This is a genomic window from Variovorax sp. VaC1 (genome assembly GCF_043658315.1).
Lineage (GTDB): Bacteria > Pseudomonadota > Gammaproteobacteria > Burkholderiales > Burkholderiaceae_C > Variovorax.
This window is the reverse complement of the sequence record NZ_JBIGLT010000006.1, coordinates 364,637-390,077: the sequence shown is the minus strand read 5'-3', so window position 1 is coordinate 390,077 and position 25,441 is coordinate 364,637. Positions and strand designations below refer to the sequence as shown.

Sequence of the window (25,441 nt, the reverse complement as noted above, 5' to 3'; positions counted from 1 at the left end):
CAGAATGACAAACAACGAATCGACGCCGGCGCAGGGCGGCAGCGCGCGACCGCGCAACTTCGTGGCGCATCTGCGCGCGTTGGCACAACAGCGGCCAGACGATGTCTGGCTCACCATCGCAGACGAAGTCGATGGCGTGTTCAGCGAGCAGCCTTTCACCTACCGCGCGTTCGAGCAGCGCGTGCGCGCACTCGCGGCCCGACTGCAACAGCAGTTCAGCAAGGGCGACCGCGCACTGGTGATGCTCGACAACGGCGACCACTACGCCGTGAGCATGCTGGCCTGCTTCTACAGCGGCGTGATCGCGGTGCCGGTGTTTCCGCCTGAATCCACGCGGCCGCAGCATCTGGCGCGGCTCACCGGCGTGGCGACCGATTCGCAGGCGTGCTGCGTGCTGACTTCGTCCGCGCTGTGCGACGCGATGGCGGCCGCGGGCAACCAGTTCGGCAAGGTGCAGATCGTTGCCGTCGATGCGGTCGACGTCGCGCGCGCCGAGGCATGGCAGCCCTTCGAGCCCGTGGACGACGACATCGCCTTCCTGCAGTACACCTCGGGCTCGACCTCGGCGCCCAAGGGCGTGATCGTGACGCACGGCAACTTGATGGCCAACGAACATGCGATCCAGGTCGGCATGGGCATCGGCCCCGACGACAAGTTCGTCTCGTGGGCGCCGCTGTATCACGACATGGGCCTCATCGGCGGGCTGATGCAGCCGCTCTACAGCGGCATTCCGCTGGTGCTGACCTCGCCGCGCTATTTTCTCGAACGGCCAGTGCGCTGGCTCGAACTGATCTCGCGCCATCGCGCCACGCTCAGCGGCGGGCCCGACTTTTCATTTCGCCTGTGCCTCGAACGCGTGAAGGATGCGCAGCTCGCGCAACTGGACCTGTCGAGCTGGCGCGTGGCCTACACCGGCGCCGAGCCCGTGCGCGCCGACACCGAGTTCGAATTCATCGAGCGCTTTGCGCCCGCGGGCTTCGATCCGGGCGCGGTCTACGCCTGCTACGGACTGGCCGAGGCCACGCTGTTCGTCACCGGCGGGCGGCGTGGCGCCGGCATGGTCGCGCGCGGCTTCAGCGCCGACGGGCTGGCCAGTGGCACCGGCACACCGAGCGAAGGCGGCACACCGCTGGTCGGCTGCGGCGCGGTGGCCGTCGAGCACGAGGTCGAGATCGTCGACCCCGCCACGCTGTCGGTTGCTGCGCCCGGGCGCATCGGCGAAATCTGGGCGAGCGGTGCGAGCATCGGCGCCGGCTACTGGGGCAAGGAGCGCGAGTCGCGCGAGACCTTCGTCGAGGTGGCGGGCAAGCGCTGGCTGCGCACCGGCGACCTGGGCTTCGTCTGCGACGGCGAGCTGTACGTCACCGGCCGCATCAAGGACCTGATCATCGTGCGCGGCCACAACATCTATCCGCAAGACATCGAGCGGGTCATCGAAGCCGAGGTGGACGCGGTGCGCAAGGGCCGCGTCGCGGTGTTCGCGGCCACGGGGCCCGATGGCGAAGGCATCGGCGCCGCGGCCGAGGTGTCGCGCAGCATGCAGAAGCTGGTGCCGCCGCACGTGCTGGTCGAGGCGCTCGGCGCAGCGGTCAGCGAAGTGTTCGGCGAGCCGCTGTCGGCCGTGCTGCTGCTCAACCCGGGCGGCATGCCCAAGACCACCAGCGGCAAGCTGCAGCGCAGCGCCTGCCGCGCGGGCTGGCTGGATCGCACGGCCGATGCGTATGCGATCTTCGAGCACGGCCAGTTCGTCAAGGGCGGTTCGTCGTCCGAGGCGCCGGCCGTCGAACTCGACGACACCGAGCGCGCGGTCGATACCATCTGGCGCGAGGTGCTGAAGGCCACGGCAGAGAAGCCTTTCGCGCGCGACGCCCACTTTTTCACCCGCGGCGGCAGTTCGCTCACCGCCACGCAGGCCGCGGCGCGCATCGCCGCGCAGTGGGACATCGACTTTCCAGCGCGCCTGATGTTTGAGCATCCGCGCCTGCACGCCTGCGCCGATGCCGTGCGGCAACGGCTTGCGCAAGGTTCGCGCGAACGCCCCGCACCCGTTGCCGTGTTGCCGGCCGCGCGCAGGCAGCAAGGCCTGCCGCTGTCGCATGCGCAGGAGCGCCAGTGGTTCCTCTGGCAGCTCGACCCGCACAGTGCCGCGTACCACATGAGCGGCGCGCTGCGCCTTCACGGTGCGCTCGATGCCGATGCCTTGCGCGCAGCGCTCGGCGATCTCACCGCGCGCCATGAATCGCTGCGTACCGTGTTCCGCGCCGAGCCCGATGGCACGGCCGCGCAGTGGATTCAACCCACGGGCGCGTTGCCTCTGCAACTGATCGACCTGCGCGGCACGCCCGCCGGCGAGCAAGACGCGCAACTGGCACAACAGGCGCGCCGCCTCAAGGCCGAGCCCTTCGACCTCACGCAAGGCGGCCTGTTGCGCGCCGCGCTGATCCGCACGGCAGACGACGCCCAGGTGCTGGTCGTGGTGATGCATCACATCGTGTCCGATGGCGCCTCGATGCAACTGCTGCTCGACGAACTGGCGGCGGGCTACGTCGCACGTTTGCAAGGTGGTGCGGCACAGCTGCCCGCGCCGCAGGTGCAGTACGCCGACTACGCCGTCTGGCAGCGCGGATGGCTCGCGGCCGGCGAGGGCGAGCGCCAGTTGGCCTGGTGGCATTCGCAGCTAGGCGACGAACACCCGGTGCTCGAATTGCGCACCGACCATCCGCGCCAGCCGCAGGGCAGCTACCGTGCGGCGCGCCATGCCTTCGAGTTGCCGGCGCCCTTGCTCGCGCAGTTGCGCGAGCTTGCGCAGGCCGAAGGCGCCACGCTGTTCATGGTGCTGCTGGCGGGGCTGCAGGTGCTGCTGCATCGCTACAGCGGCCAACAGGAGATTCGCGTCGGCGCCGCCATCGCGAACCGCAACCGCGTCGAATTCGAGAACGTCATCGGCCTGTTCGTCAACACGCTGGTGCTGCGCAATGCGATCGACGGTCGCACGCCGCTGTCGCGTGCCCTCGCGCAGGCTCGCGAGGCCGTGCTGGGCGCGCAGGCGCACCAGGACCTGCCGTTCGAGCAACTGGTGCAGAAGCTGCAGCCGCAGCGCAGCATGAGCCAGAGCCCGCTGTTCCAGGTGATGTTCAACCACCTGTTCGAAGACCACCGGGCGCTGGCGCAGATCGACGGCATCGCGGTCGCCGATCACGCACTGCCCGACCTGCAGGCGCAGTTCGAGCTGGTGCTTGAAGCGCGCGAACGGCCCGACGGGCGGCTGAAGCTCGACCTGATCTACGCGGCCGAGTTGTTCGAGCCCGCAACCATCGGGCACATGGCCGATCACTACGTGGCCATCCTCGGCGCGCTGGCTGTCCGTGCCGATCAGGCCGTCGGCGACATCGACCTGCTCGCCGAACCCGAGAAAGCGCAACTCACGCAATGGAGCGTGAACACGCACCGCGAGCCCGATCTCCAGCCGGTGCACCGCATCTTCGAGCAGCACGCGCACAGCCGGCCCCAGGCCACGGCACTGCTGGTGGGCGACGAGGCCCTGAGCTTTGCCGAACTCAACCGCCGCGCCAATCGCCTGGCCTGGCGCCTGCGCTCGCTGGGCGTCGGCCCCGACGTGCCCGTCGGCATCGTGATGGAACGCTCGGTCGAGATGGTCGTCGGCATCCTGGCCATCCTCAAGGCCGGGGGCGCCTACCTGCCACTGGACCCGGAGTACCCGGCGCAGCGGCTCGCGTACATGGTGGCCGACAGCCGCATCGCGTTGCTGCTCACCCACCGCGCCACCCGCGACTGCATCGCCGTGTCGCGCGATGTCGCCGTGCTCGAGATCGACGGGCTCGACCTGAGCACAGAGCCGGAATCCGATCCGCAGGTGCGCCTGCATGGCGAGAACCTTGCCTACGTCATCTACACCTCGGGTTCCACCGGCAACCCCAAGGGCGCGGCCGTGCGCCACGACGCGCTGCACAGCTGCATGGCGTGGATGCAGCGGGTCTATGGCCTCGGCCATGACGACACCGTGCTGCACAAGGCACCGTTCGGCTTCGACGTGTCGGTGTGGGAAATGTTCTGGCCCATGACCGCAGGCGCGCGGCTGGTGGTCGCCAACCCCGGCGATCACCGCGATCCGGCGCGGCTGGTGGCGCTCATCCAGCGCCACCAGATCACCACGCTGAACTTCGTGCCCGCGATGCTGCAGGCCTTCCTCGCGCATCCGGGCATCGAAGCCAGCACGCGGCTGAAGCACATCATCTGCGGCGGCGAGGCCATGCCCTCGGAGACGCAGAAAGAGGCTTTGCGGCGCCTGAGCGGTGCCACGCTGCAGAACCTGTATGGCCCGACCGAGACCACCATCCACGTCACACGCTGGAGCTGCAGGGACGATGGCCAGAGCCTCGTGCCCATCGGCCTGCCGATCAGCGACACGCAGACCTACATCCTCGATGCCGGCCTGAACCAGGTGCCGCGCGGCGTGGCCGGCGAGCTGTACCTGGGTGGCGTGAGCCTGGCGCGCGGCTACCTGAACAAGCCGGCACTGAGCGCCGAGCGCTTCGTTGCGAATCCCTTCGGGCAGGGCGGCAGGCTCTACCGCACCGGCGACCTCGTGCGCTGGAACACCGAGGGCCAGATCGAATATCTGGGCCGCATCGACCATCAGGTGAAGGTTCGCGGCTTCCGCATCGAACTCGGCGAGATCGAGGCGCAGCTGCTCGCCCAGCCCGCCGTGCGTGAAGCCGTCGTCGTGACCCGCGAAGGCCCGGCCGGCGCTTCGCTCATCGGCTACATCGCGGCCCATGCGGACGAGGCCGTCGACACCGCGGCCCTGCGCGAGCGGCTTGCGCAAGTGCTGCCCGACTACATGGTGCCGCGCGCCATCGTCGTGCTGGCGGCGCTGCCGCTCAATGCCAACGGCAAGGTCGACCGCAAGGCGCTGCCCGAGCCCGAGGGCATGGGCCGCGCGAGCACCTACGAGGCGCCGCAGGGCGAGGTGGCCCGCATGCTCGCGGCCATCTGGTCCGAGGTGCTGAAGGTCGATCAGGTCGGCCTGCACGACAACTTCTTCGACCTTGGCGGCCACTCGCTGCTGCTGATCCGCGCACACCGGCTGCTCGAAGACCGGCTGCAGGCGACGGTTCCGCTGGTTCATCTTTTCAAGTACCCCACCGTCGAATCGCTGGCCCAGTGGATCGAGCAGGGCGGCGCCAAGGCGGCGTCTTCCTCTTCTTCCGCCGCCAGCGACGAGCGCGCGCTGCGCCAGCGCGCCGCGATGCTTCAACGCCGCCAGGCGGCAGAGAGAGTGCACTGACCATGTCGAACTTCAACGACACCACCGGCCCGACCGGCCTCGAGATCGCCATCGTCGGCATGGCCGGACGCTTTCCTGGCGCCGACGACGTCGACGCCTTCTGGCGCAACATCCGCGACGGCGTTGAATCGATGTCGCGCTTCACCGACGAGCAACTGCGCGAGCGCGGCGTGCCGCAAAGCCTGCTCGACGACCCCGACTACGTGAAGGCTGGCGTGCTGTTCGAGGGCTTCGACAAGTTCGACGCCAGCTTCTTCGGCTACACGCCGCGCGAGGCCGAAACCCTCGACCCGCAGCAACGCGTGTTCCTGGAGTGCGCATCGGCCGCGCTCGAACATGCCGGCTGCGATCCCGAGCGCTGGCCCGGCAAGGTCGGCGTGTATGCGGGCGAGGGCGCCAACGTCTACCTGATCCGCAACCTGCTGCCGTCTTTCGGCCTCGGCGCGCACAGCGGCATCGCCGACCTGCTGGGCCTGATGAGCGGCAACTCGGGCGGATCGCTCTGCACGCGGGTGGCTTACAAGCTCGATCTGCGCGGCCCCGCCGTGAGCGTGCAGACCGCCTGCTCGACGTCGCTGGTGGCCGTGCATACCGCCTGCCAGGCGCTGCTGAGCCACGACTGCGACATGGCATTGGCCGGCGGCGTGTGGCTCAACCTGCTGCAGGAAGGCGGCTACCGCTACCAGGCCGGCGCGATTCTTTCGCCCGATGGCCATTGCCGCGCCTTCGACGCCGATGCCGCCGGCACGGTGATCGGCAGCGGCGCCGGCGTGGTCACGCTCAAGCGCCTGGACGACGCGCTGCGCGACGGCGACACCATCCACGCCGTCATCAAGGGCACCGCGGCCAACAACGACGGCTCGGCCAAGGTCGGCTTCACCGCGCCCAGCGTGGACGGGCAGGCCGAGGTCATCCGCGCCGCGCAGCTGATCGCGGGCGTGTCGGCCGACACCATCGGCTATGTCGAGGCCCACGGCACCGGCACCACGCTCGGCGACCCGATCGAGATCGCCGCGCTCACGCAGGCCTTCCGTGCCGACACCGAGCGGCGCGGCTTCTGCGCGGTCGGTTCGGTGAAGACCAACATCGGCCACCTCGATGCGGCGGCCGGCGTGGCCGGGCTCATCAAGGCCACGCTCGCGCTCAAGCACCGCGTGCTGCCGCCGAGCCTGCATTTCGAGCGGCCGAACCCGCAGATCGATTTCGCGGGGAGCCCGTTCTACGTCAGCGCACAGTCGCAGCCCTGGGCGGAAGGCCGCACGCCGCGCCGCGCGGGCGTGAGTTCGTTCGGCATCGGCGGCACCAACGTGCACGTGGTGCTCGAAGAGGCACCCGCCGCGCAGGCGACGGCGGCAACGTCGCAATGGCAGGTGCTGCCGCTGTCGGCCAAGGACGAGGCAGCGCTGGCGCAGGGCCGCGCGCAACTCGCGGCGCATCTGCAGTCGCATGGCGAACAGGCGCTGGAAGACGTGGCCCACACGCTGCAGAGCGGCCGGCGTGCCTTCGCATGGCGCAGCGCCGTGGTGGCGAACCAGTCCGGGCTGGCTGCCGAAATGCTGGCCTCGCCCGTGGTCGCCGCGACCCGCGTGCCGGCTGCTGCGCCCGGCGTGGTGTTTCTCTTTCCGGGTGGCGGCACGCAGCATGCGCTGATGGGGCAGGCCCTGTATCGCGACAGCGCGGTCTTCCGCCAGACGCTCGACCGCTGCGCCGCACTGCTGAAGCAGGACGCCGGCATCGACCTGCTGGAGCTGCTGTTCCCCGCTGCCGGCGATGAGCAGGCCGCCAACGCGCGCCTGGCCCGCATCGAGTTCGCGCAGCCCGCGCTGTTCGCGGTCGAGTACGCGATGGCGCACTGGTGGATGCACCGCGGCGTTGCGCCATCGATGATGCTGGGCCACAGTCTCGGCGAGTACGTCGCTGCCTGCCTGGCGGGCGTGTTCTCGCTCGAAGATGCGTTGCGCATCGTCGCCGCGCGCGGCCGGCTGATGCAGACCATGGCCCCCGGCGCCATGACGGCTGTGCCGCTGACCGAAGCCGAGCTTGCGCCGTACCTCGCGTTCGGCTGCGACCTTGCCGCCGTGAACGCCGAGCAGCTGTGCGTGCTCTCGGGGCCGGTCGATGCGATCGAGCGCGCCGAAGAGGCACTGCGCGCACACCAGCACCAGCCGCGCCGGCTGCATGTGTCGACAGCCTCGCATTCGCGGCTGGCCGACCCCATCGTCGCGGAGCTCGAGCGCCTGATTGCTTCGGTGCCGCGCCATGCGCCGCGCATTCCCTTCATGTCGAACCTCACTGGCCAGCCGATCACCGCGGAAGAAGCGGCCAGCCCTGCCTATTGGGGGCGGCACCTGCGCGGCACGGTCCGTTTTGTCGATGGCTTGCGCGGTCTTTTTGCTGCGCCGGGCCGTGTGCTGCTCGAAGTCGGGCCCGGTGAAACGCTCACCGGCCTGGCACGCCAGCACCCCGGCAGCCAGTCGGCCGCCGGCATCTGGGCCAGCCAGGCGCATCCGCAGCAGCACGCACGCAATGCGCAGCAGCTTGCGAACGCTGTCGCAAGCTTGTGGACCGCCGGCGTGGCGATCGATTGGGACGCCGCCCGCGAAGGCGCCGTGCGCCGCCGCGTGCCGCTGCCCACCTACGCCTTCCAGCGCCGGCGTTTCTGGATCGAAGCCGGCGAGGCCGCGCAATCGTCTTCTTCGTCGTCGTCCGCATCGGGGCTCTTCTATGCGCCGACGTGGGTGCGTGCTCCCGCCGCGCAGCCGTCCGAAGCGAAGGCCGTGCCGCAAGGCTGCACGCTGATCCTCGGCGACGCCGACAGCTTCACCGACCGACTGGCGCGCACGCTGCGCGCCCGGGGCGATCAGGTCGTGCTGGCATTGCGCGGCAAGAAATTCACACGCACGGCAGAGCGGCAGTACGCGATGCGCCCGGCCGAGCGCGCCGACCACGAAGCCCTGTTGCGAGAAGTCGAAGCCGAGGCCGGCCCCGTCACGCGTCTTTTCCACCTCTGGAGCCTCGATGGCAGCAAGCCGGCACCCGCCACGCATGCGGCGGTCTTCGAGGCAGGCTACTTCAGCCTGCTCGCACTGGCCCAGGCGCTCGATGCCGTCGGCGCCGCAAGCCGCCCGCCGCTGGCGCTCACCGTGGTCACCGACCGCGTCGAAGACGTGGCGGGCACCGAGCCCTTTGCGCCTGAAAAAGCCACCGTGCTCGGCATCGCCAAGGTGCTGGGGCAGGAGTCGCCTTCCGTGACTTGCCGCGTCGTCGACGTGGTGCTGCCCGCGCCGGAAAGCACGGCCGAGGCCGAGCTTGCGCGCCGTGTCGCCGAAGAGGCCGATTCATCGGCCGACGATTTCGTCGTCGCCTACCGGGGACCGCATCGCTGGACCAAGCACTACGAGCCGGTGCCCGCACAGACGACAAGCACGCAGCGCCTGCGCCAGGGCGGTGTCTACCTCATCACCGGTGGGCTGGGGGGTGTCGGCCTGGCGATGGCGCGCCACCTCAGCAAGCACTGGCAAGCGAAGCTCGTGCTGATGGGCCGCACGCCGCTGCCTGCGCGTGCCGACTGGGAACGCCTTGCCTCGGCTGCCGACCAGCCCGCATCGCTGCGGCGCAGGCTGCAGCAACTGATCGACCTCGAAGCCGATGGCGCGCAGGTGCTGGCGGTGGCGGCCGACGTCACCGACCCCGCGCAACTGCGCACCGCGCTGGCCGAGGTGCATGCGCGCTTCGGTCCGGTGAACGGCGTGGTCCACGCGGTCGTGCAGCCCGACCGCGGGATGATCGCGCAGCGCACGCAGGCGCTGGTCGAAGCCGCGTTCGCACCCAAGGTCGCGGGCACCATCGCACTGCTCGATGCACTGCGCGCCGAGCCGCTCGACTTCGTGCTGTTCTGCTCCTCGGTCGCCAGCCTCATCGGCGGCCTTGGCCGCAGCGACTATGCCGCGGCCAACGCCTACCTCGACGCTTTCGCGCACGCGCACCGGCGCCACTCGGCGCTGCCGGTGTTCTCGGTGAACTGGGACGCCTGGCGCGACGTGGGCGTGGCCGTCGACATGGACATGCCCGAGGGCGTCGGCCTCGATGAGCGCACCGGTGTGCTGGCTTTCGAGCGCATCGTCAACGGCCCTGACCTGCCGCAGACCGTGGTGTCGATCACGCCGCTGGCGCCGCGCCTGCGTCCGCTCGAAGGCCTGCTCGACGCGCTGGACGACGATGCCGCCACGCCTGCCGCCGAGAACCGCGCCAGCCATTCGCGCCCGGTGCTGCCGACCGCCTACCGCGCGCCCGAAGGTGACCTCGAAGAAGGGCTGGCCGAGCTGTGGCGCGAAGCGCTCGGCATCGCGCCCGTGGGCGTGGATGACAACCTGTTCGAACTCGGTGGCGATTCGCTGCTCGCGATTCGGCTGCTGGCGCGGGTGCGCAAGGCCTTCGGCGTGGAGCTGCATCCGGCCGTCTTCTTCAAGGCACCCACCATCGCCGAACTGGCGGTGCTGGTCGAGATGCGGCTGATCGAAGAGATCGAGCGCGAAGCCGCCGAAGCCCCCGAAGCGACCACCGCGAGTCTTTCACCATGAGCTCCCGTCCGGCCTCTTCGAACGCATGGAACGCCCCGAACGGGGCTCGCACCGCAGCATGTGCTGCGAAGGTTATCCAATGAATCAGAGCAAGGATCTTTCCGCGCGCCGCGCGCAGTTGTCGCCGGCGCAGCTGGAGATGCTGCAGCGTCGCCTGAAGCGCGACGGCAATGCCGGTGCGCCCCCGGCGCCATCGCGCGATGCGATCGCGCGCGGCACCGACCATGGCGCCGCGCCGGTTTCGTTCGCGCAGCAGGGGCAGTGGTTCCTGTGGCAGCTCGATGCGGGCAACACGGCTTATCACGTCGGTGGCGGGTTGGGTTTTTCGGGGCCGCTGAACGTGGCCGCGCTGCAAGAGGCGGTGCAGGCACTCACGATGCGCCACGACACGCTGCGCACCGTGTTCCGCGCGGGCGCGCAGGGCCTGCCGGAGCAGTTCGTCGAAGCCGGGAGCCGCATCGAGATTCCCTTCGTCGATCTTGCCGGGCTCGATGCCACGGCCCGCGATGCGCGCTACCGCGAGACGGTGCTGCAGGTGTGCCGCACGCCCTTCGACCTGACAACCGGGCCGCTGTTGCGCGGCACCTTGCTGAAGATGGGGCCCGACGACCATCAACTGCTGTTGATGATGCATCACATCGGCTCCGACGCATGGTCGGTCGAACTGATCCTCGATGAACTGGCACGGCTCTATGCGTTGCGCTGCGAAGGCTCGCAAGCGCCGGCGGGGCCCGAGCCCGAGATCCGCTACATCGACTTCGCGCGCTGGCAGCGCCAGTGGCTCGAAGGCGAAGAGGGAGCGCGGCAGCTTGCCTACTGGCAGCAGCGGCTCGGCCATGGCCAGCCCGTGCTCGACCTTGCGACTGATCGGCCGCGTTCGGCCGGCGCGAACTACAGCGCGGCGCAGCACGCGCTCGACATTCCCGCGCAGCTGGCCAGCGAACTCAAGCGGCAGGCCCGCGCACAGGGTGGCACGCTCTTCATGGTGCTGCTCGCCGCCTTCCAGGCCCTGTTGTTCCGCTACACCGGGCAGTGCGAAGTGCGTGTCGGCGTGCCTGTCGCGGGTCGCAGCCGGCCCGAAACGGCCGGCGTGGTAGGCGCCTTCATCAACACCGTGGTGATGGATGCGCGCATGGACGCGCGCATGCCCCTGGGCGACCTGCTGGCCCAGGTGCGCGAAACCGCGATCGAGGCGCAGGCCCACCAGGAGCTGCCCTTCGAGCAACTGGTGCAGGCGCTGCGCCCCGACCGCGGGCACGCCGGTGCCTCGCTGTTCCAGGTCATGTTCAACCACCTCGGCGAGGGCGACCGGCCGTTGCGCGGATGGCCCGGCCTGCAGGTGCGCCGCATCGATCTGGAAGAGCGCGCCGCGCCTTTCGAGCTGACGCTCGAAACCATCGAACGCGCGGACGGCGGAATTCGCGCAGCCTTCCGCTACGCCGCCGAGCTGTTCGAGCCCGGCACCATCGAGCGTCTTGCCGGGCACTACCGGCGCGTGCTCGAAGCCCTGGTGGCGCAACCGACGCTTGCACTGGGCGATCTCGACCTGTTGGGCGATGTGGAGCATGCGCAGCTCGCGCAATGGGGAGTCAACGCGGCGCACCACGGTGCGCCAGTGCCGGTGCATCGCCTGATCGAACGACAGGCTGCGGCGCAGCCCGATGCGGTCGCACTCGTTTTCGGCGAGCAAACACTGAGCTACCGCGAACTCAACCGGCGCGCCAGCCAGCTTGCGCACCGGCTGATCGCACAGGGCGTGCGCCCCGAGACCAAGGTCGGCGTGGCGCTGGAGCGCAGCATCGAGCTCGTGGTGGCGCTGCTCGGCGTCATGAAGGCCGGCGGCGCCTATGTGCCGCTGGACCCGGAATATCCCGCCGACCGGCTCGCCCACATGACGGAAGACAGCGAGCTGTCGCTGGTGCTGACACAAGGCCACCTGCGCGAACGCCTGTCATGGCCCGCCGGCGTTGCGGTGTGGGCACTCGACGCGATGGACTTCGCCGGATGCGCCGAGACCGATCCCGTGGTGGCGCTCCATGCGGAAAACCTTGCCTACGTGATCTACACCTCGGGCTCCACCGGCAAGCCCAAGGGCGCGGCCAACCGGCACGGCGCGCTGCACAACCGCCTGGCCTGGATGCAGCAGGCCTACGGCCTCGGCCCCGAAGACACGGTGCTGCAGAAGACGCCGTTCAGCTTCGACGTGTCGGTGTGGGAGTTCTTCTGGCCGTTGATGCAGGGCGCGCGGCTGGTCGTGGCGCGGCCCGGCGATCATCGCGAGCCGGCACGGCTGGTCGAGCTGATCCGCCGCCATGAAGTCAGCACGCTGCACTTCGTGCCTTCGATGCTGCAGGCGTTCCTTGCGCATGAAGGCGTCGAGACCTGCACGAGCCTGCGGCGCATCGTCTGCAGCGGCGAGGCATTGCCCGCCGAAGCGCAGAACGGCGTGCATGCACGGCTGCCCGGCGCGACGCTCTACAACCTCTACGGCCCGACCGAGGCCGCCATCGACGTCACGCACTGGACCTGCCGCAACGACGGCCGCAGCCAGGTTGCGATCGGGCGGCCGATCTCGGGCATCCGCACCTATGTGCTCGATGCCTCGCTGAACCTCGTGCCGCCGGGCGTGGCTGGCGAGCTTTATCTTGGGGGCATCGGCCTGGCGCGCGGCTACGTGAAGCGCGCGGGCCTGACGGCCGAACGCTTTGTGGCCGATCCTTTCGATGCGAAGAGCGGGCGCCTCTATCGCACGGGCGACCTCGTGCGCTGGAATGCGCAGGGTCAGCTTGACTACCTTGGCCGGCTCGACCACCAGGTGAAGATCCGGGGCTTTCGCATCGAGCTGGGCGAGATCGAAGCCCAGTTGCTGGCGCAGCCCGAGGTCCGCGAAGCCGTGGTCGTGGCAAGGGAGCGCGGCGGCGCCGCGATCCTCGTGGCGTACCTGTCCACGCAGGCGGGGCAGGCCGTCGACACGGCGCAACTGCGCACGCGCCTCGGCCGCGTGCTGCCCGACCACATGGTGCCCGGCGTCATCGTGACGCTGGCGTCGCTGCCGCTCAATGCGAACGGCAAGGTCGACCGCAAGGCGCTGCCCGACCCCGGGCGCGGTGGCAGCAGTGAAGCCGCTCACGAAGCACCTGAGGGCGACACCGAAGTTGCGCTCGCGGCCATCTGGGCCGAAGTGCTGGGCATGGGGCGCATTGGCCGCAATGACCACTTCTTCGAATTGGGCGGGCATTCGCTGATGTCGATGCAGGTGGTGGCGCGCGTGCAGGCCGGCCTGCATTCGGACCTTGCGGTCAAGGACATCTTTCAACACCCGGTTCTGAGGGACATGGCCGCCCTGATCGCCGAAGCGGGCGCGCGCAAGCCGCACGCGCAGTCGCTGCTCGACATCGATGCCTTCATCGACGCCATGGAAGAAACAACCTGATGGAAACAACGACAGCCACCCACGACCACATCGGCCGCCGCTTCTCGCGCCTGAACCCGGCGCAGCGCCGCGCGGTGTACCAGAAGATCCGCGCCGAAGGTTTCACCATCGGGCAGTTCCCGATCGTTGCGCGCGACGCGTCGGCGCAGCCGGCCTGCGTGCCCTCGTATGCGCAGATGCGCCAGTGGTTCCTGTGGCAGCTCGATGCGGGCAGCTCGGCGTATCACATCTCGGGCGGGCTGCGGCTCGAGGGGCAACTGGACATCGAGGCGCTGAAGGAAAGCTTCAACGCGCTGGTCGCGCGCCACGAATCGCTGCGCACCGTGTTCAGTGCAACGGCCGAGGGGCTGGTCGAGCCGCGGGTGCTGCCGCACGTCGTGCTGGACATTCCCCTCGTCGATCTTTCGTCGCTGGACGCCGCGCAGCGTGAGGCCCGCGCGCAGGAAGAAACCCGCCGCATCGCCGACACCCCCTTCGATCTGACGACCGGGCCGCTGCTGCGGGTCGCGCTGATCCGCCTCGGTGCCGACGCGCATGTGCTGGCGGTGGTGATGCATCACATCGTGTCCGATGGCTGGTCGATGCGCATCGTGGTGGATGAATTCGTCGCGCAGTACCGCGCACGCGTGCAGGGGCTGGCGCCGGAAGCGGAGGCGCTGCCGATCCAGTACGCCGACTACGCGATCTGGCAGAAGCACTGGCTCGAAGCCGGCGAGAAAGACCGGCAGCTCGACTACTGGAAGGCCCAGCTCGGCGCCGAACATCCGGTGTTGCAGCTGCCCACCGACCATCCGCGCAGCGCGGACGGCAAGTACCGCGCCGCGCACCACGGCACGGCCTTGCCGCCATCGCTGGCCGAGGCGCTGCGACGGCGCGCGCAGGCCGATGGCGCCACGCTGTTCATGGTGCTGCTCACGGGCTTCCAGGTGCTGCTGAACCGCTACACCGCGCAACAGGACATCCGGGTCGGCGTGCCGATCGCCAACCGCCATCGGGTGGAGTCCGAACGCATCATCGGCTTCTTCGTCAACACGCAGGTGCTGCGCAACGCGCTCGACGGCCGCACGCGCCTGAAGCAGGCGCTTGCGAACACGCGCGAAGCGGCACTGGGCGCGCAGGCGCACCAGGACCTGCCTTTCGAGCAGCTCGTGGAAGCCCTGCAGCCCGAGCGCAGCCTGAGCACGGCGCCGCTGTTCCAGGTGATGTTCAACCACCTGCAGCAGGATCACCGGGCGCTCGAAAGCCTGCCGGGGCTGGCGTTGCAGGACTACGCGCTGGGCGAACAGGCGGCCCAGTTCGAACTGACGCTGGGCGCCATCGAGGACGGCCGTGGGCAGGTGCAGCTGAACTTTCACTACGCCCGCGAGTTGTTCGACGCGCGGACCGTCGAACGCATGGCGGCGCATTACTTCGCGGTGCTGGAAGTGCTGGCCCACGCGCCGGACCGGCGCATCGGCGACATCGACCTGCTGGCCGCCGACGAAACGCGGCAGCTCACGCAATGGGGCGTGAACCTGCGGGCAGAGGGGGGCGATGCTGAACCCGTGCACCGCCTGATGGCGCGGCAGGCAAAGGCGCAACCCGATGCCACCGCGTTGATCTTCGGCGACCAGGTCTTGAGCTATGGCGAACTCGACCGCCGGGCCAACCGCCTCGCGCACCGATTGATCGCATGGGGCGTGACGCCCGAGGCACGCGTCGGCATCGCGGTCGAACGCTCGATGGACATGGTCGTCGGCCTGCTCGGCATCCTCAAGGCCGGCGCCGCCTATGTGCCGATGGACACCGAGTACCCGGTGGACCGGCTGGCCTACATGGCCGAAGACAGCGGCATCGCGCTGCTCGTGACCCAGAGCCATCTGCGCTCGCGCGTTCCCCTGCGCGAGGGCGTGCGGGCGCTCGAACTCGACACCGCCGACCTGGCAACCGACAGCGAGCTGGCGCCCGAGGTGCCGGTGCACGCCGGCCAACTGGCCTACATCATCTACACCTCGGGATCGACCGGCATGCCCAAGGGCGTGATGGTGGCGCACGGTCCCTTCGCCGCGCATTGCGTCGACACGGCCGTGCTCTACGAGATGGGGCCGCGCTCTTGCGAGCTGCACTTCCTGTCTTTCTCTTTCGACGGCGCGCACGAACGGCTCTTTACGGCGCTGTGCTGCGGCGCCTCGCTGCTGCTGCGCGATGCCACGCTCTGGACCGCCGAGCAGACGCTCGACGCGATGCAGCGGCATGGCGTGACCAACGCCGGCTTTCCACCGGTCTACCTGCGCCAGCTCGCCGACTGGGCGCGCGACACCGGCCGCTGCCCGCCCGTGCACCTGTACTCCTTCGGCGGCGAGGCGATGTCGCGCGAGAGCTTCGATGCGGTGCGCAAGCACCTGAAGCCGCAGATCCTCATCAACGGCTACGGACCGACCGAAGCGGTGGTCACGCCGATGCTGTGGAAGGTCGATGCGGCCGCGAGCTTCAGCGAGGGCTATGCGCCCATCGGGCAGCCCGTGGGCGGACGCAAGGCCTATGTGCTCGATGGCGACCTCAACCGTGTGCCGCGCAACGTGGCCGGCGAGCTGTACCTCGGCGGCACTGGCCTTGCACGCGGCTACCTGCATCGCGCGGGCCTGAGCGCCGAGCGCTTCGTCGCCGACCCCTTCGACGGGGCCGGCGGCCGGCTCTACCGCACCGGCGACTGGGTGCGCTGGCGCGACGACGGCCAGCTCGAATACCTGGGGCGCATCGACCACCAGGTGAAGGTGCGGGGCTTTCGCATCGAGCTGGGCGAGATCGAGGCGCGGTTGCTGGCCGAGCCCGAAGTGCGGCAGGCGGTGGTGATTGCCGCCGCCGGCCTCAGTGGCGCGCGGCTCGTGGCCTACGTGTCGCCGCGAAGCGGCCTGCAGGCCGATGCGGCACAACTCAAGGAAAGGCTCGCGCGTGCGCTGCCCGACTACATGGTGCCGGCCGTCGTGATGGTGGTCGACGCGTTGCCGTTGAGCCCCAGCGGCAAGGTGGATCGCCATGCGCTGCCTGAACCCACGGCCGAGACCGGCCGCGCCTACGAGGCGCCGCAGGGCGAGGCCGAAGAAGCGCTCGCCAAGGTCTGGCGCGATGTGCTGGGGCTGGCGCAAGTGGGCCGCAACGACAACTTCTTCGAGCTGGGCGGTGATTCGATCCTGAGTCTGCAGATCGTGGCGCGGCTGCGGCTGGCAGGCTGGAAGGCCACGCCCAAGCAGATCTTCGAGCGCCAGACCGTGGCCCAGCTGGCGGGCGCAATCGTGCCGAATGGCGATGCGAAGCGGCCCGCTGCCGAGTTGCAGGCAGCGGCGCAGGGCGAGGTGCCGCTGCTGCCGTTCCAGCGCGAGTTTTTCGAGATGAAGATGACGGCGCGCCATCACTGGAACCAGGCCGTGTTGCTGAAGAACCGCGAGCCGCTGAAATTGCCGGCCTTGCGGCAGGCCCTGCGCGCGGTGGTGCAGCACCACGACAGCCTGCGGTTGCGCTTCACGCTGGATGGCGAGGGAACTTGGCAGCAGCACTACGGAACGGTCTCCGACAACGAGTTCGCGGAGCTTCTCTGGGTGCGCAGCGCCAGCGATGCGGCGCAGATCGAAGCGCTGTGCGAAGAGGCGCAGCGCAGCCTCGACCTGGCGCAAGGCTCGCTGATCCGTGCGCTGGTCATCGAGCTGCCCGAGGGCGAGTCGCGGCTGCTGCTGGCCATCCATCACCTGGTGGTCGATGGCGTGTCGTGGCGCATCCTGCTCGAAGACCTGCAGGACGCCTACCGTCAGAGCCTTGCGGGCCAGCCGGTCGCGCTGCCCGCGAAGACCAGCAGCTACAAGGACTGGTCGCTCGCGTTGCAAGGCTATGCCGCCGCCCACGGCGACGAGATCGACCACTGGCGCGCATTGGCCGGTGTGCCGGCCACACTGCCTTGTGCGCACCCGCAAGCCTCGAACACGGCCCAAGACCAGCAGACCGTCGAACTTCAACTCGACAAGGCGACCACCGACGCATTGCTGAAAGACGCACCCGCGGCCTATCACACGCAGGCCAACGACCTGCTGCTCACCGCACTCGGCCGGGCCTTGTGCGCCTGGAGCGGCCACACGCGCATCCTGATCGATCTCGAAGGCCACGGCCGCGAGGATCTCTTCGCGCACATCGACCTGTCGCGCACGGTGGGCTGGTTCACCGCCTTGTTCCCGGTGGCACTCGCACCGCAGGGCGAGATCGGCGAAGCGATCAAGCGCGTGAAGGAAAGCCTGCGCCGCATTCCCAACAAGGGGCTCGGCCACGGCGTGTTCAAGCACGCGGGCGATGCCGCGCAACGGCAGGCGCTGCAGGCGGTGCCGAAAGCGCAGGTGGTCTTCAACTACCTCGGCCAGTTCGACGGCGGCTTCGACGAGCGCGCGCAGTGGATGCCCGCGCAGGAGTCCAGCGGCGCCCCGGTGGACGGCGGGGCTCCGCTGACGCACGAGTTCTCGGTCAACGGGCAGGTGTTCGACGGCGTGCTGACGCTGCGCGTGAGCTACAGCGCGGCGCGCCACGAGCGCGCGGCGGTAGAAGGCTGGGTGCAACGCTTCCGGCAGGAACTCGAAGCGCTGGTGCGCCACTGCACGAGCGGCGCGCGCGGCGCCACGCCGTCGGACTTTCCGCTTGCGAAGCTCGACCAGCAACAACTCGATGCGCTGCCGGTGCCGGCCGCGCAACTGGCGGACCTGTACCCGCTGTCGCCGATGCAGTCGGGCATGCTGTTTCACAGCGTCTTCGAGCCGGGTGCCAACACTTACCAGAACCAGCTGCGGCTCGACTTCGAGGGGCTCGACGCGACGCGCTTCCGCGCCGCATGGGAGGCCGTGTTCCAACGGCACGACGTGCTGCGTACCGGCTTCCTGCAACGTGAAAGCCAACCCCTGCAATGGATCGACCGTGGTACGCAATTGCCCTGGCGCGAGGAGGACTGGCAGGGCAAGGCGGCGTCGGCCGAAGACCTTGCCGCGCTGGCGCGTACCGAGCTGTCGCGCGGCTTCGACCTGGAGCGGCCGCCGCTCGCGCGTTTCGTGCTGGTGCGCACCGGCGCGCGCAGCCATCACTTCGTCTGGACCGTGCACCATCTGCTGCTGGACGGATGGAGCACTTCGCAATTGCTGGGCGAAGTGCTGCGCCACTACGGCGGACAGCCACTGCCCGCACTGCAAGGCCGCTACCGCGACTACATCGGCTGGCTTCAGGCACAGGACGCAGCCGCCAGCGAAAGCTACTGGCGCCGCGAGCTGCAGCGGCTTGAAGGGCCGACACGGCTGGTCGATGCATTGCCCAAGGCCGCCGAGGTGGCCGAGGCACAACCCGGCCACGGCAACTTCGAGCACGCCTTCGATGCCGACGCCACGCAGCGCCTCGTGGCCTTCGCCAAGCGCGAGCACGTCACGCTGAACACGCTGGTGCAGGCGGCCTGGGCGCTGTTGCTGCAGCGGTACTGCGGCCAGCAGGCGGTGGCCTTCGGTTCCACCGTGGCGGGCCGCCCCGGCGACCTGGCCGGGGTCGAACAGATGGTGGGCCTGTTCATCAACACGCTGCCGGTGGTCTGCACGCCCCGGCCCGAGCGGACGGTGGGCGCATGGCTGCGCGAGCTGCAGGCGCAGAACGTCGAGGTGCGCGAGCACGAGCACACGCCGCTCTATGAGATCCAGCGCTGGGCCGGGCAGAACGGCCCGGGCCTGTTCGACACCATCCTGGTGTTCGAGAACTACCCCGTCGACCAGGCGCTGCGCGACAACATGCCCGGCGGCATGCGCGTGGCCATGGCCGGCCAGCGCGACGAGACGCACTATCCGCTGACGGTGTCGGTCGTGCTGGCGCCCACGCTCACGTTGCAGTTCGATCACGACCGCGCATTGATCGGCGAGCGCGAAGCCGCTGCCATCGCCGCACACCTGGGCCAGTTGCTGCAGGCGTTGGCAGTCGATGCCGCGCGCACGGTGCATGAGGTATCGATGCTGGGCGATGCGCAGCGCGCGCAACTGGGGCAGTTCGGCCAATGGGATGTGGCAGGCGTGTCCACCGGGACCGATGCATTCGTGCACCGCGAATTCGAGCGGCATGCGAGCCAGCAGCCCGGCGCCGTGGCGTTGATCCACGGCGAGGCCGAGTGGCAGTACGGCGAGCTGAACCAGCGCGCCAACCGCCTCGCGCACCGGTTGATCGCACTCGGCGTGGGCCCCGACGTGCGTGTCGGCCTCATGGTCGAGCGCTCGATGGACATGGTCGTCGGCTTGCTGGCCATCCTGAAGGCCGGCGGCGCCTACGTGCCGCTGGACCCGGAGTACCCCGCGGACCGGCTGGCCTACATGGTCGAGGACAGCGCCATCGGGCTGCTGCTCACGCAAGGCCCGCTGACCGCGCGCATCGCCCAAGGCGGCCAGCCGCTCACGCTGCTCGAGCTCGACCGACTCGCGCTCGACGACGAAGCGGTGCACGACCCCGAAGTCGCGCAGCACGCGCACCACCTTGCGTACGTGATTTACACCTCGGGCTCGACCGGGCGGCCCAAGGGCATCGGCATTGCGCACGGTGCGCTGGCCGCGCACAGCCGCGTGTCGATCGCGTTGTTCGGCCTTGCCCCGCGCGAACGCATGCTGCAGTTCTCGACCATCAACTTCGATGGCTTCGTGGAGCAGCTGTTCCCGCCGCTGGCGGCCGGCAGCGCCGTCGTGCTGCGCGGGCCGGTGCTGTGGGACAGCGACACCTTCTACCGCGAGCTGATCGTGCGCGGCATCACCGTCGCCGACCTGCCGACGGCCTACTGGCACCTGCTGGCGCAAGACTTCGCGCAGCAGGGCGTGCGCGACTACGGCGTGCTGCGCCAGATGAACACCGGCGGCGAGGCGATGCCCGCCGAAGGCGTGAAGGCCTGGCGCGAAGCGGGCATGGGCCACATCCGGCTGCTGAACGTCTACGGCCCGACCGAGACCGTGGTCAGCGCCACCTCGCACGATTGCGGCGGCTACCTCGACGGCACGCAGGCCCTGCCGGCGCAGATGCCGATCGGCCGGCCGTTGGGGGGGCGCCGGCTCTATGTGCTCGATGCCGAGCTGCAGCTCGCGCCGCCTGGCGTGGCCGGCGAGCTTTATATCGGTGGCGAGTTGCTGGCGCGCGGCTATCACGGGCGGCCGGCGCTCAGTGCCGAGCGCTTCGTGGCCGATCCCTTCGGCGGTGAAGCAGGCGGGCGCCTGTACCGCACCGGCGACGTCGTGCGCTGGAGCGCGGAAGGCGCGCTGGAGTACCTGGGCCGCACGGACCACCAGGTGAAGGTGCGGGGCTTTCGCATCGAGCTGGGTGAGATCGAGGCTGCGCTGCTTGCGCAGCCCGGCGTGCGCGAGGCCGTGGTGGTGGCGCAGCAGGCGCCCGGTGGTGCGCGGCTGGTGGGCTATGTGTCGGGCGAGGCCCCGGCTTCGGGCTCGCTCGAAGGACAGGGCCTGCGCGCGGCGCTCGCCGAAGCGCTGCCCGACTACATGGTGCCCAGCGCGATCGTGGTGCTCGCGGCGTTGCCGCTGAACCCGAACGGCAAGGTGGACCGCAAGGCGCTGCCGGCGCCCGACCTGGAAAGCGTCGACGCCCACGAGGCGCCGCAAGGCGAGGTGGAAGAAAAGCTCGCGGCCATCTGGGCCGAGGTGTTGCAGGTGGCGCGCATCGGCCGCCGCGACAACTTCTTCGAGCTGGGCGGCCACTCGCTGCTGGCGGTGCGGCTGGTGTCGGCCACCAAGCGGCGCTTCGGTATCGAGCTGCCGCTGCGCGCGGTGTTCGAGACACCGTCCTTCGCGGATTTCGCCGCCGGCGTGGCGGCGGAAATTCCCGCGGGCCTGGGCCTCGTGGCCCATGAAGACCGCAGCGCCGATCGCATCGACGCGCTGCTTGGCGAACTGGAGATATAGAAAGCATGAGCCCGGAACTGAATGCCCTGTCGCGGCGCTTCGTCGCGCTGCCGGCCGACAAGCAGCGGATCTTTCTGGAGAAGCTGCGCGCCAACGGCATCGACTTCGACACGCTGCCGATGATCCCGAGGGACGCCGGCGCGCCGGTGCCGATGGCCTACGCGCAACGGGCCCTGTGGCTGGCCTGGCAGCGTGCGCCGCATTCGCCGGCCTACAACCTGGCGGGCCGGCTGCGCATTCCCGATGCGCGCGGCGCCGACAGCATTCGCGCCTGCGTCGCCTTGCTGGTGCAACGGCATGCGGTGCTTTGCACCACCTATCCTGCCGATGCGGATGGGCAGGCGCTGCAGCGCATCGATCCGCAGCGCGGCTTTGGCTGGGCGGTGCGCGAGTGGAGTTCGGCGCATCGCGACAGCGAAGCAACGCTGCAGGCTGCGGCGAGGGATTTCGCGGCCGCGCCTTTCGATCTGGAGCATGGCCCGGTGTTCCGGGGCGAGCTGCATGTGTTTGCCGATGGCGTGTCTGAACTGCTGCTGGGCGTGCACCACATCGCTGCCGACGGGCAATCGGTCGAACTGCTGATGGCGGAGTTGATGGCACTGCTTGCGCAGCCTGTTGCCCCGGTGGCCCCGGCCGCCCCGGCGGTGGGCGCACTCGACTATGCCGACTACGCCGTGTGGCAGAGGCAGTGGCTCGAGGCCGGTGAGCTGCAACGGCAGATCGCTTACTGGCGCGAACAGCTTCGCGACGCGCCGCCGAGCACTGCGCTGCCGCTCGACCGCCCGCGCCAGGCCACGCGCAGTGCACAGGGCGACATGGTCGCGTTCGCACTCGCACCCGATGTCTCGCAGCGCCTGAAGGAATTGGGGCGCCAGCATGCGGCTTCGCCCTACATGGTGACCATCGCGCTGCTCGGCCTGCTGGTCTGGCGCTACTGCGGCGAGCGCGACATCTGCATCGGGTCGCCCTCGACCACGCGCGACCGGCCTGAGCTGGCCGGGCTGGTAGGGCACTTCACGAACGTGCTGGTGCTGCGCCTGAAGATCGATCCGTCGGCCGATTTCGCGAGCCTGCTGCGGCAGGTGCGCGAGCGGGTGCTCGAAGCCAAGAGCCATCAGGACCTGCCGCTGGACATGTTGATCGAAGCCCTGGCCGTCGAGCGCACGCCGGGCCTGCAGCCCTTGTTCCAGATCAAGTCCACGCAGCAGGCCACGGGCGGCGCGCCTGCTGCGGCGGCGCCCGATGCGGGCGGCATGACGGCCGATGGCATCGGCGTCGACGAAGTGCACTTCGACCTGAGCTTCGACCTGATCGACACGGGCAGTGCACTGTCTTTTGAGCTGGCCTACGCCACCGACATCTTCGACCGCGTGACCATCGACCGGCTCGCCGATGCGTTCCGCAGCCTTGCCGCGCAGGTGGCAGACCGGCCCGCACTGGCATTGGCCGGCACCGAGTTGGCCGGCGAATCGAGCCTGCGCGGCGAGCGCAAGGCATGGCCGTTCGACAACGTGCTGCAGATGCTGGCCAACGCTTCGGCGCAGCGGGGCGATGCCTCCGCGTTGGTCTGCGGCGACCGCATGCGCAGCCACGCCGAACTCGACCGCGCCTCCGCGCACTGGGCCGCCGAACTCCGGCGCCGTGGCGTCGGGCCAGAGAGCCGCGTGGCCGTCTGCATGGAGCGCTCGCCGGAGTTCGTGCTCGCGCTGCTGTCGGTCCTGAAGGCCGGCGGTGCCTATGTGCCTGTCGACCCTGCACTGCCGCCGCAGCGCATCGCCGATCTGCTGGAGGACAGCGGCGCAGCGATGGTGCTGGTCACCGCGCCGCTGCCGTGGCAGCCGGCGGTGCCGCAACTGGGCGTGCACTTCGATCTGCCGGCCAATGCCGAGCCGCCGCGCATCGCGATGCAGGTGCACCCGGACCAGGCGGCCTATGTGATCTACACCTCGGGCTCGACCGGCCGCCCCAAGGGCGTGGCGGTGTCGCACGGTGCGCTTGCGAACTACGCGCAAGGCGTGCTCGTGCGCTTCGGCCTGCAGGCGGGCGAGCGCTTCGCGATGGTCTCCACCGTCTCGGCCGACCTGGGCCACACCTCGCTGTTCGGCGCGCTGTGTTCGGGCGGCAGCCTGCATCTGCTGACGGCCGACGAGGCGTTCGACCCAGATGCCTTCGCCGCAAGCATGGCAAGGCACAAGCCGGGCGTGCTGAAGATCGTGCCGAGCCACCTCAAGGGGCTGCTCAACGCGCAGCGGCCCGAAGCGGTGCTGCCATTGCACACGCTGGTGCTGGGCGGCGAGGTCACCGATGCGGCCACGCTACAGACGATCCGCATGCTTCGGCCCGATTTGCGCATCTTCAATCACTACGGGCCGACCGAGACGACGGTCGGCATGCTGACGCATTTTGCAGAAGCACCCACCGGTGCGGCGATGGACAACCTGCCGCTCGGACGCCCGATACCGAACATGGATGCCTACGTGCTCGACGCGCAATTGCAGGCCGTGCAGCCAGGCATGCCGGGCGAGCTGTACATCGGCGGGCCGGGTGTGGCGCGTGGCTACCTCGGGCGCGCCGACCTGTGTGCGGAGCGCTTTGTCGCGTCGCCGTTCGGCGATGGCCAGCGCCTGTATCGCGCGGGCGACCGGGTGCGGCAGCGCAGCGACGGCACGCTGGAGTTTCTCGGGCGCAACGACGACCAGGTCAAGATTCGCGGCTACCGCGTCGAGCCGGGCGAGCTGGCGGCGCGCCTGCGGCAGTTCGCCGAGGTCGGCGATGCGGTGGTCGTGGCGGATGCGGGCGCGCACGACAGCGCGGTGCTGTGGGCCTACGTGGTGCCGAAGGCGCGGGGTGCGGCCTTCGATGTCGAAGGGCTGCGACGGGCGCTGCAGGGCAGCCTGCCGGCGTGGCTGGTGCCCGAGAAGATCGTCGTGCTCGATGCACTGCCGCTGACGGCCAACGGCAAGATCGACCGGCGTGCACTGCCGCGTCCGCAGGAGCCCGATGCGGCGGAGCAGCTGCAGCAGGCCTTCGATGCGCCCCGTGGCCCGGTCGAAGAGGCACTGGCCGGCATCTGGCGCCAGGTGCTCGGTGTGGAGCGCATCGCGCGTGGCGACAACTTCTTCGCGCTCGGTGGCGACTCGATCCTGAGCCTCAAGCTGGTGGCGCGCATCCGCAAGCAGTTGCCCGGCGGCGCCCAGTTGAGCCTGCCCGACGTGATGCAGGCCGAGAGCTTGCAAAGCCTGGCGGCACGCCTGCGGCAGAAGTTCGAGACTTCGCACGATGCCGTCTGCCTTGCCGCCACCGGCGCGGGCACGCCGCTGTTCTGCCTGCCGGGGCTGATCGTCAACACGCGCGAGTTCCTGCCGCTGGCCGAGGCGTTGCAGGCCGACCGGCCGGTGTACGGCTTCGTGAGCCACGTCTACACGCGCAAGCGCTGGCGCGGCTTTGCGGTGCAGGAGATGGCGGCCGAGTACGCGGACTTCATCGCCGCGACGGCCACGGGCGGGCGCTGCGCGTTGCTGGGCTGGTCTTCGGGCGGCGACCTCGCCTTCGAGGTCGCGCGGCGCTTGCAGGGGCGCGTCGAGATCGTCTTCACCGCGCTGGTGGATGTGTTCGAGACCGAGCCGCTGGTGCCTTCGCGCGAGCTGGCGCCGGCACAGCGCGCGCAGGCCGACGAGGCGCTCGCGGCGTGGCTCGCGCGTTCGCAGATGGCCGAGCAGTGGCAGGCGCTGATCGCCCGCATGGACGACGGCGAACGCAGCTGGGTCGCGCTGCAGGTGCTCGACGCGGCGCAGGACTTTCCGGTGGACGGGCCCGGCGACGAGGCGGCCGAGTACCTGATGTGGGCCACGCTCGACAAGCGCGTGCAGGCGCAGCGCTATGCGTACGAGCCATCGGCATTGCCGGTCCATGTGTTCCAGGCCGACAGTTCGCTGGCGGCCGAGGGCGTGCTGCGCCGCTGGCAGGACCACGCGCAGGTCGTCGCGACCGAGGTGCTGCCGCAGGCGAGCCACCTGGACATCATTCGCCATCCGCAGTTGTGCGCGGCGCTTGCGAAGGCGCTGCGCGCTACCGACACCGCGACGGCATGACGCCGGCCGGCCTGCGCGACAACGCGCAGGCCACTAAAAAAAGCCCCGGAAGGCGCAGCGCGAACGCTGCATCCTCCGGGGCTTTTTTCTTGGTCCGGGCC

5 protein-coding genes are annotated in these 25,441 nt (G+C 69.7%); all 5 read left to right on the top strand.

Annotation, left to right across the window (positions count from 1 at the left end; genetic code table 11):
- Window positions 1–4: 4 nt before the first annotated feature.
- Entirely contained in the window at window positions 5–5,308 is a 5,304-nt protein-coding gene (locus ACGLHS_RS24690; protein WP_394484064.1) for an amino acid adenylation domain-containing protein, read from the top strand.
- A 2-nt stretch (window positions 5,309–5,310) separates the two neighbouring features.
- On the top strand, window positions 5,311–9,888 hold the full coding sequence (locus tag ACGLHS_RS24685; protein ID WP_394484062.1) for an SDR family NAD(P)-dependent oxidoreductase: 4,578 nt from the start codon (window positions 5,311–5,313) through the stop codon (window positions 9,886–9,888).
- A 79-nt stretch (window positions 9,889–9,967) separates the two neighbouring features.
- Complete coding sequence (locus ACGLHS_RS24680) at window positions 9,968–13,321, top strand: amino acid adenylation domain-containing protein (RefSeq protein ID WP_394484060.1); 3,354 nt, start codon at window positions 9,968–9,970, stop codon at window positions 13,319–13,321.
- Window positions 13,321–21,249, top strand: coding sequence for an amino acid adenylation domain-containing protein (locus ACGLHS_RS24675; protein ID WP_394484058.1), 7,929 nt, complete (start codon window positions 13,321–13,323; stop codon window positions 21,247–21,249). The genes ACGLHS_RS24680 and ACGLHS_RS24675 overlap by 1 nt, the downstream gene beginning before the upstream one ends.
- Window positions 21,250–21,254: 5 nt before the next feature.
- Window positions 21,255–25,340, top strand: coding sequence for an amino acid adenylation domain-containing protein (locus ACGLHS_RS24670; protein WP_394484056.1), 4,086 nt, complete (start codon window positions 21,255–21,257; stop codon window positions 25,338–25,340).
- Window positions 25,341–25,441 lie beyond the last annotated feature (101 nt).